The following is a 9357-nucleotide window of genomic DNA, read 5'->3' as shown; positions in this document are numbered from 1 at the left end:
CCCCACCGCCCGGTGGCGCGTCGAGCCGCGCGTCGGTACGGACTACGCCCGGGTGTCCGGCGACCACAATCCGATCCACACCTCCCGGGCCGGCGCCCGACTGCTCGGCTTCCCGCGCCCGATCGCCCACGGCATGTGGAGCAAGGCCCGCTGCCTGGCCGCCCTCGCCCCGCGCCTGCCGGACTCCTACACGGTCGACGTCGCCTTCAAACTCCCCGTCCCACTGCCGGCCACGGTCGCCTTCAGCGCGGCCCGGAGCAGCGGCGACGGCTGGCTGTTCAGTCTGCACGACGCCCGCAGCGGCAAACCCCACCTGCAAGGAAGGGCCCCTTCTTAACGCTTTCGGTAGAGGAAGGGCCCCTTATTAACACGAAGCGGTGGCGCTACACCGTGAGCAGGGTCTTGCCGAGGGTGATCCGGGACTGTATCGCCGCGTGCGCGTCGGCCGCCCGCTCCAGCGGGAAACGCTGCCCGATCACCGGCCGGAGCCGTCCCGCCGCCGCCTCGGCCAACGCGTGGACGGTGTCCGCGCGCAGGTCCTGCGGGGACGGTCGGGGCCGGACCAGGGTCACCCCACGCGCCTGCGCGGCCTCGTCCGGGATGCCGGCCCACGCCCCGCTGGCCAGCCCGAAGCTGACCATGCGCCCGCCCATGCCCAACAGCTCGAAGGCGGCGCGGCCCAGCTCACCACCGACCCCGTCGAGGACCACGTCCACCGTGCCGACGGCGGCGCGCAGCTGCGCCGTCCAGTCCGGGTCGTGGTAGTCGACCACGAGGTCGGCGCCGAGGTCCCGGGCCAGCTCGACCTTGCGGGGCCCGCCGGCCGCCGCGACCACCCGGGCCCCGGCGGCCCGGACGAGCTGGATCAGCAGGGTGCCCACCCCGCCGGCCGCCGCCTCGATCAGCACGCGGTCACCGGGACGCACCCCGGCCGCCCGGACCAGCATCGTCGCGGTACGGCCGTCCGCCAGGACCGCCACCGCCGCGTCCAGCGCCAACCCGGCCGGTACGTCGTACCGCCCGGCGGCGTCGACCAGGGCACGTTCGGCGTACCCGCCGGTGCCGCCGGTGGACCCGACCACCGGTTTGCCGACCAGTCCCCGGTCGACGCCGGGGCCCACCGCGACGACCGTCCCGCCGACCCCGTTGCCGGGGATCAGTGGTGGCTCGCCCCGCAGCGGTCCGACCGTCAGTCCCGCCCGGAACTGGGTCTCCACGAAGGTGACGTTGGCGTAGTCGACCTTCACCAGCACCTGCCCGGGGCCGGGCACAGGTTCCGGGGCCTCCCCCGGTACGAGCACCTCCGGCCCACCGAACTCCGTCAACCACACCGCGCGCACGAGCCCTCCCGAGGTCCGATCCCCGGTCAGCCTCCAACCTCAACCCTGGTTGAGGTCAATGGTTGCTCTCACCCGGTGGCGAGGTACGCCTGAAGGGCGACCTGGCTGGCCGGCAACCCGTACCCGTCGACCAGCCCGATGAAGTTGCCGAACTGCCGACCGTCGATCAGCCACGTCTGCGGGGACCGTACGAGCACCTCGACTAGGCGTTGCTGCCGGACGGTCAGGGCGGTGAACGGCGTCCCCTCCGGGACGCACCCGTCGGGGAACGCGATCCGGAACGCCCCGCCCGCCACGGGCATCGCCTCGCGGCCGGACACGCTGGACAGCCGGCTCAGCAGTGCGTCGTACGCCCGGTCGGTGTGCTCCGGTCCCACCTGGTGCAGAGCCAGCCCGGCGTACCCGGACAGGTCACCGTCGAGGAAGGGCACGTACCCGCCGGGGTGGTCCGGCCCGACGCCCGGCTCGTCCGGTGGTTGGGCCGTCCAGGTGACAAGTTCGGCCACGGTACCCGGATCGGCGTCGGCACCCAGCGCGCACGCCCGACCCACCGCCGCAGCCCAGCGGACCGCCGGGCGCGGATCAGCCAGGAAGGTGGCGTCCGGCACCCCGCCGAGCAGCCCGGTCGCCACCAGGCTGGTCGCGACGACACCGGCCGGACCGGCAGTTGCGGTTTCGCCGGTGCCCACGGGCCGGTGGACGGCCGCGAGGGCGGGCAGGCTGCCGGCCGCCTCCTCGGGGAACCAGGCCAGGGCGTACCCGGCCGAGATGCGTACCGCCGGATCGGGGTGGGTCAGCAGGCTGCGGAAGAGCGGCACGCCGACCCGCACCGCGTCGTACGCGGCCAGCGCCACGTACGTCCCGAGCCGCTCCTGATCCTCGGCGCTCAGCGACTCGACGTAGTCGTATTCGCTGTGGTCCTCGTCGTACCCCTCGTCGCCCGGACGCGGTGCGGCGGCGAGCAGGGCCGCCCCGCCCTCGGCGGTACGCCGGAACCGGGCGATCGGCAGGGCGTCCGGCAGCCAGGTCTCGTCGTACCCGATCGCCACGGCGACCAGCAACTCGATCAGGGCCGCCGGATCGGGGGTCGCCGGATCGGCGAGCAGTTCCAGCAGGAACGGCACCGCGTACGCCGTCGCCTCGTAGCGGGTGCCCTGGTGGAAGATGTTCGCGTACAGCTCACCGAGGGCCCGTCTCCGGTCCTGCGGGTCGGTGGAGCGGAGACGCCGGAGTTGCCCCGGCACGTCGTCGGCGGGGCCGTACGCGTGGGTCAGCCCCGCCCAGTCGATCTCGTCAAGCGTGTCGAGCACGGACGCCATCGTGCCAACGGGGTACGACAGGCTTGTCCGGTCACCCGTCGGCCGGCCGCCAGACCGCGCCCTCGATCAACTGGCCGGCACCGAGCCAGGCCACGTTCATCATCCGGGTGGCGGTCTTCTCCGGGTCGGCCGTGGGGTTGTCGGCGAGCCAGTCGGCCAGCGACTCGCTCGCGCCGACCAGGGCGTACGCGATGACCTCCAGATCGGTTTCGCGGACCTCACGCCCCTGCGCGCGCAGCGCGTCGTCGAGCATCCCGGCGATCACCTCGACCATCCGGGCCCGCATGGTGGCCAACTGCCCGGCGAACGGCGGCTCGCCACGGGTCTGCCGGTAGAGCACCGACCAGCCGTCCCGGTGGGCGCCGACGAAGCCGAAGAAGGCGCGGAGGCCACGCCAGAGCCGCTCGTCGGGGGGCAGGTCGGGGGCGGCGGCCCCGGCGATCGCCTCGATCATCCGGGTGCACTCCCGGTGCAGGCAGGCGACGAAGAGGTCCTCCTTCGGCCCGAGGTACGCGTAGACCATGGGCTTGGAGATGCCGGCGTCCTCGGCGATCTCGTCCATGCTGGCGGCGTGGTACCCCCGGCGGGAGAAGACCTTGACGGCGGCGTCGAGCATCTGCTGCTCGCGGACCGCCCGGGGGAGCCGCTTGAATGCGGGGTTGGTGGACACCCTTGCCAGCATACCTACTCGTGCGTAAGGTTACGCTGGAGTAACTAATGCCCCGCCCGGAAGGTGCACACCGATGACCGACTTCGATCCGGACAAACTCGCCACGGCCGACTCCAAGGAGCTGCTCAAGATCGTCAAGTCGACCCCGGATTCCAAGATCACCGAGGTCATGCAGAGCGACCTGCGCAGCAAGGTGCTCGACGAGGTGTTCAACCGGATGCCGACGCTGTTCCGGGCCGACCGGGCCGGTTCCACCAACGCCGTCATCCACTGGAACATCACCGGCCGCCCGGACGGCGGGACGGACACCTACGAGGTGGTCATCGAGGACGGCGCCTGCACCGCCACCTCGACCCCGGCCCGGGACCCGAAGCTCTCCCTCACCATGGGCCCGCTGGAGTTCCTGAAGATCGTCTCCGGTGGCGCCAACCCGGTGATGATGTTCATGACCGGCAAGCTGAAGGCCAAGGGTGACCTCGGCCTCGCCGCCAACATCGCCAACCTGTTCGACATCCCCAAGGGCTGACATGGCCGAGTTCTCGCTCGACCTGACCGAGGAACAGCGGGATCTGCGCGACTGGGTGCACGGCTTCGCCGAAGAGGTCGTGCGCCCGGCCGCGGCCGAATGGGACGCCCGCGAAGAGGCTCCCTGGCCGATCATCCAGGAGGCCGCCAAGATCGGCCTCTACGGATTCGAGTTCCTCGCCAACTGCTGGGCCGACCCCACCGGCCTCTCCCTCCCGATCGCCAGCGAGGAACTCTTCTGGGGTGACGCCGGCATCGGGCTCGGGATCTTCGGCACCTCGCTCGCCGTCGCCGCCATCTACGGCTCCGGTACCCCCGAACAGCTCGTCGAGTGGGTCCCCCAGTGCTTCGGCACCGTCGACGCCCCCGCTGTCGCCGCCTTCTGCACCACGGAACCGGAGGCCGGTTCCGACGTCGGATCGATGCGCACCCGCGCGACGTACGACGAGGCAGCCGACGAATGGGTGCTGCGCGGGCAGAAGGCGTACGCCACCAACGGCGGGATCGCCGGCGTGCACGTGGTCACCGCCTCGGTGGACCCGGCCCTCGGCTCACGGGGGCAGGCCGCCTTCGTGGTACCACCGGGTACCCCCGGGCTCGTCGCCACGAAGAAACTCAAGAAGCTGGGGCTGCGGGCGTCGCACACCGCCGACGTCTTCCTCGACGACGTACGCGTCCCCGGGCGCTGCCTGCTCGGCGGCCGGGAGGCCCTGCTGGAACGGCTCGACCGGGCCCGCACCGGGCAACGCGCCGCCTCGCAGGCCGCGATGCGGACCTTCGAACTGTCCCGCCCGACCGTCGGCGCACAGGCGATCGGCGTGGCCCGCGCGGCCTACGAGTACGCGCTGGACTACGCCCGGGAACGGGTGCAGTTCGGTCGACCGATCATCGAGAACCAGGCGATCGCGTTCACGCTGGCCGACATGAAGATGGAGATCGACGCCGCCCGGCTGCTGGTCTGGCGGGCCTCCTGGATGGGCCGGAACAACCGGCCGTTCACCGCCGGTGAGGGCTCGATGTCCAAACTGAAGGCGGGCGAGGTCGCCGTCGCCGTGACCGGACAGGCGCTCCAGATCCTCGGTGGCGCCGGCTTCCTCCGCGAGCATCCGGTGGAGCGCTGGTACCGGGACGCCAAGATCTACACGATCTTCGAGGGGACCTCCGAGATCCAGCGCCTGGTGATCTCCCGGGCGATCTCCGGGATGCAGATCCGCTGACGGTACGGGGGCACCGCCACTGGTTAGGAAGGGCCCCTTCCTATACCGAAAACGATAAGAAGGGGCCCTTCCTTGCAGGACCTCGGCTTCGTCGTCGCCACCCTGACCCGGCGCGGGCTGCTCACCCCGGGCAGCCCCGTCCGGGTCGCCGCACAACTCAACGCCCTGCGCAGATGGGGTTGGAGTATCGCCGGCGAGCTGCGCCAGGCGGCAGCCCGGGACCCGGACCGGATCGCGGTCGTCGACGAGAACGACGGTGAGCTGACCTACCGGGAACTGCTCGACCGCGCCGAACGGCTGACCAGGGCGTTACGCGCGGTGTACGGCGTCCGGGCCGGGGACCGGATCGGCGTGCTCTGCCGCAACCACCACGGCCTCGTCGAGACCATCGTGGCCGGCACCCTGCTCGGCGCCGACACCGTACTGGTCAACAGCGGGCTCTCCACCGCCCAGCTCACCGTCGTCGCCACCGAGCAGCGGCTCCGGCTGCTGGTGCACGACGACGAGTTCGCCGAACGGGTGGTCCCGCTGCCGCCCGAGGTGCAGCGGATCGGCGAACGGCAGCACGCCGAGCTGATCGCCGGTGCGCTGCCGGGCACCCTGAAACCCCCACCCCGGGACGGCCGGACGATCGTGCTCACCTCGGGCACCACCGGCGCGCCGAAGGGCGCCCGCCGGCCCACCCCGAACGGCTTCGGCCCGCTGGTCTCCATCATCGACCGCATCCCGCTGCACGTCCGGGACCGGATCATGATCGCTGCGCCGGTCTTCCACACCTGGGGGTACGCCGCCCTCCAGGTCGCCTTCGCGCTGCGCGCCACCATCGTGCTGCACCGCCGCTTCGAACCGGCGACCGCGCTCGACGCCCTGGCCCGGCAGCGCTGCGACGCCCTCTTCGCGGTACCGGTCATGCTGCAACGGATGCTGGAGGTGGCACCGCCCGACCCACGCCCGCCACTGAAGGTGGTCGCGGTCAGCGGCTCGGCACTGCCCGGCGGCCTGGCGACCCGGTTCATGGACACCTACGGCGAGGTCATCTACAACCTGTACGGCTCGACCGAGGTGTCCTGGGCCTCCATCGCCGCCCCGGCCGACCTGCGCCGGGCACCCAGCACGGCGGGCCGGCCGCCGCACGGCACCCGGCTGGCGATCCTGGACGCGACCGGCACGCCGGTACCGGCCGGACAGGTGGGCCGGATCTTCGTCGGCAACGAGATGCTCTTCGAGGGGTACACCTCGGGCTCCGGCCGGGAAAGTCGGGACGGCCTGCTCAACACCGGTGACCTGGGTAGGATCGACGCCGACGGTCTGCTCTTCGTGGACGGCCGTGAGGACGACATGATCGTCTCGGGTGGGGAGAACGTCTTCCCGTCCGAGGTGGAGGATCTGATCGCCCGACTGCCCCAGGTCCGCGAGGTCGCCGTCGTGGGCGTACCGGATCCGGAGTTCGGCCAACGTCTCGCGGCCTTCCTGGCGCTGCACCCCGGGGAGACCCTGGACCCGGAGGCGGTACGCGAGTACGTCCGCCACTACCTGGCCCGGTTCTCCGTACCCCGGGATGTGATCTTCGTGAAGTACCTGCCCCGCAACGCCACCGGCAAGGTGCTCGCCCGTGAGCTGCGCCGGTACGTCGGTTGAGCCTGCCGCCACCCCGCCGCCGTCTCCCGCTCCTCCTCGTCGAGGGCGCCACCCTGCTCTCCGGTACCGGTAACGGGGTGGCCACCGTCGCCCTGCCCTGGCTGGTCCTGGAACGCGGTGGCGGCCCCACCGCCGCCGGGCTGGTGGCGGCGGCCACCGCCCTGCCGCTGCTGGTCGCCAGCCTGGTCTCCGGCACCGTCGTCGACCTGCTCGGCCGACGCCGTACCGCGCTGTTCTCGGACGCGCTCTCCGCCGCCTCGGTGGCCGCCATCCCGCTCGTCGACGCCACCATCGGCCTCAACCTGGCCTGGATCGTGGTGCTCGCCGCCCTCGGAGCGGTCTTCGACCCGGCCGGGCTGACCGCCCGGGAGACGCTGCTGCCCGCCGCCGCCCAGGCCGCCGGCTGGCGGATCGAACGGGCCAACGGGGTACACGAGGCGACCTGGGGGCTGGCCTTCCTGGTCGGGCCGGGCGTCGGCGGCGTACTGATCGCCACCATCGGTCCCGGACCCACCCTCTGGGTCACCGCAGCCGGGTTCGCCCTGGCCGTCCTGCTGGTCGCCGCGGTGCGGCTACCCGGCGCCGGCCGTCCGGAGGCCCCACCCGCCGGGGTCTGGCAGGGCACCGTGGAGGGGCTGCGCTTCGTCTGGCGGGACCGGCTGCTGCGCGCCGTCGCCCTGCTCACCATGGTGCTGGTCGCGCTGTACCTGCCGGTCGAGGGGGTGGTGCTGCCGGCGTACTTCGTCGCCGAGGGGGCACCGGCCCGGCTGGGCAGCATCCTCATGGCGATGAGTGCCGGCTCGATCCTCGGCGCCCTCGCCTCCGGCTGGGCGGTCCGCCGGCTCCGCCGCCGGACCCTGTTCGTCGTCGCCCTGGTCGTCACCGGTCTGGCCCTGGTCGGGCTGGCCGCGCTGCCGCCGTACCCGGCGATGCTCACCTTCGCCGTGGTCATCGGGCTGGCGTACGGTCCGATCAACCCGCTGGCCAACTACGCCATGCAGACCCGTACCCCGGAACGGCTGCGCGGGCGCGTGGTCGGGGTGATGACCTCGTTCACGTACGCGGCCGGCCCGGCGGGGTACCTGCTCGCCGGACCGCTGGTCGAGTGGCTCGGACTCCGGGCGGCCTTCCTGGTGCTGGCCGGCGCCCTGCTGGTGGCGGCACTGGCCGCCGTACCGATGCGGGTCCTGCACGCCCTGGACGACCCGCCCCGGTACCCGCCCGCGCCGCCCGGGGGCACCACCGGGCGCACCGAGGGGCCGGTACCGCTCGGTGAACAGTGGGCACCTACCGCCCACCGCGACTGACCACCGGGCCGGTGCGGCTCTTGGCTTGTCCGGTGCGGCTCTTGACTTGTCTGGGCGGTCTACCGTCCGGGTACCTCGATCCGCCCGTCGACGGCTGCGGCGGCGATGTCCCGCCGGTGGTGCGAGCCGTCCAGGCGTACCCCGTCGACCAGGGTGTAGGCCGCGTCGCGGGCGGCGGCCAGGTCCGGGCCGGTCGCGGTGGCGCAGAGCACCCGCCCACCGGCGGAGACCAGTTCCCCGTCCGGCCGGCGGGCGGTCCCGGCGTGGATGATGCCGGACCGGTCGGCCCCGGTGATCACGTCACCGGTACGCGGCGTGGCCGGGTACCCGGCCGAGGCGACCACCACGGTCACCGCCGAGCCGTCCCGCCAGCGCAGCGGCGGATGCGCGGCCAGCGTGCCGGTCGCGGCGGCGTGCAGCAGCCCGGCGAGCGGGCTCTCCAGCAACGCGAGAACGACCTGCGTCTCCGGGTCACCGAAGCGGGCGTTGAACTCGATCACCTTCGGCCCGTCGGCGGTCAGCGCCAGCCCGACGTAGAGCAGGCCGGCGAACGGGGTGCCCCGGTGGCGCAGCTCGGCCAGGGTCGGCTGGACCACGCTGGTCATCACCTCGTCGACCAGACCGGGAGGGGCCCAGGGCAGCGGCGCGTACGCCCCCATGCCACCGGTGTTCGGACCGGTGTCGCCCTCACCCACCCGCTTGAAGTCCTGTGCGGGCAGCAGCGGCAGGGCCGCCTCACCGTCGGTGACCACGAAGAGGGAGACCTCGGGACCGGCCAGGTACTCCTCGACGACCACCCGGCCGCACTCCCGGGCATGGGTCAGCGCGGTCACCCGGTCCCCGGTGACCACCACGCCCTTACCGGCGGCGAGCCCGTCGTTCTTCACCACGTAGGGCGGCGCGAAACCGTCCAGTGCGGCTGCGGCACCCGCCTCGTCGGTGCAGGTCACCGCACGGGCCGTCGGTACGCCGGCCGCCGTCATGATCTCCTTGGCGAACGTCTTCGAGCCCTCCAGCCGGGCCGCCTCGGCGGACGGCCCGAAGACCGCGATGCCCTTGGCGCGTACCGCGTCCGCGACGCCCGCGACCAGCGGCGCCTCCGGCCCGATCACCACCAGGTCGGCGCCGGTCTCCACCGCCAGGCCGACCACCGCCGCCGGATCCATCGGGTCCACCGGGCGCAGCTCGGCGATCGACGCCATGCCCGGGTTTCCCGGTGCCACGGTCAACTGCTCGACGGCCGGATCTGCGGCCAGGCCCAGGGCGAGCGCGTGCTCGCGCCCACCACCACCCAGAAGAAGTACGCGCACGAGCCCCGATCCTACGCGCCCCGCCCTGAGC

At 72.8% G+C, this 9357-nt stretch carries 9 protein-coding genes; 5 read left to right on the top strand and 4 right to left on the bottom strand.

Annotation, left to right across the window (positions count from 1 at the left end; translation table 11 throughout):
• Window positions 1-337 (top strand): MaoC family dehydratase (locus tag GSF22_RS25895; protein WP_280116978.1); only part of this gene is annotated, 337 nt, incomplete at its 5' end.
• 46 nt (window positions 338-383) lie between these two features.
• Here GSF22_RS25895 and GSF22_RS25890 read toward each other — a convergent pair.
• From GSF22_RS25890 to GSF22_RS25880, 3 genes are all read right to left on the bottom strand, one after another.
• The gene (locus GSF22_RS25890; protein ID WP_208816348.1) at window positions 384-1340 is read right to left on the bottom strand and encodes a zinc-binding dehydrogenase; all 957 of its coding nucleotides are present in this window, start codon (window positions 1338-1340) and stop codon (window positions 384-386) included.
• Window positions 1341-1408: 68 nt separating this feature from the next.
• Window positions 1409-2650, bottom strand: coding sequence for a hypothetical protein (locus GSF22_RS25885; protein ID WP_208816347.1), 1242 nt, complete (start codon window positions 2648-2650; stop codon window positions 1409-1411).
• 40 nt (window positions 2651-2690) lie between these two features.
• Complete coding sequence (locus tag GSF22_RS25880; protein WP_208816346.1) at window positions 2691-3329, bottom strand: TetR/AcrR family transcriptional regulator; 639 nt, start codon at window positions 3327-3329, stop codon at window positions 2691-2693.
• A 73-nt stretch (window positions 3330-3402) separates the two neighbouring features.
• On the opposite strand from GSF22_RS25880, the gene GSF22_RS25875 reads away from it, so the two are divergent.
• From GSF22_RS25875 to GSF22_RS25860, 4 genes are all read left to right on the top strand, one after another.
• Window positions 3403-3855, top strand: a complete 453-nt coding sequence (locus GSF22_RS25875) for an SCP2 sterol-binding domain-containing protein (RefSeq protein ID WP_208816345.1) — start codon at window positions 3403-3405, stop codon at window positions 3853-3855.
• A gap of 1 nt (window position 3856) precedes the next feature.
• Window positions 3857-5071 (top strand): acyl-CoA dehydrogenase family protein, encoded by a 1215-nt coding sequence (locus GSF22_RS25870; RefSeq protein WP_208816344.1) that lies wholly within the window; start codon window positions 3857-3859, stop codon window positions 5069-5071.
• A gap of 72 nt (window positions 5072-5143) precedes the next feature.
• Window positions 5144-6709, top strand: coding sequence for an AMP-binding protein (locus GSF22_RS25865; protein WP_208816343.1), 1566 nt, complete (start codon window positions 5144-5146; stop codon window positions 6707-6709).
• Window positions 6706-8016: an MFS transporter gene (locus GSF22_RS25860; RefSeq protein ID WP_208816342.1), complete on the top strand. Its 1311-nt coding sequence runs from the start codon at window positions 6706-6708 to the stop codon at window positions 8014-8016. The genes GSF22_RS25865 and GSF22_RS25860 overlap by 4 nt, the downstream gene beginning before the upstream one ends.
• A gap of 59 nt (window positions 8017-8075) precedes the next feature.
• Here the strand turns inward: GSF22_RS25860 and purD are convergent, their stop codons facing one another.
• A complete protein-coding gene (purD, locus tag GSF22_RS25855; protein WP_208816341.1) occupies window positions 8076-9326 on the bottom strand; it encodes a phosphoribosylamine--glycine ligase in 1251 nt (416 codons plus the stop codon).
• Window positions 9327-9357: the final 31 nt, after the last annotated feature.

Origin of the sequence: Micromonospora echinofusca (assembly GCF_017614955.1) — a bacterium.
Lineage (GTDB): Bacteria > Actinomycetota > Actinomycetes > Mycobacteriales > Micromonosporaceae > Micromonospora > Micromonospora echinofusca_A.
The sequence above is the reverse complement of the archived record's forward strand: the minus strand, read 5'-3'. Positions and strand labels throughout refer to the sequence as shown.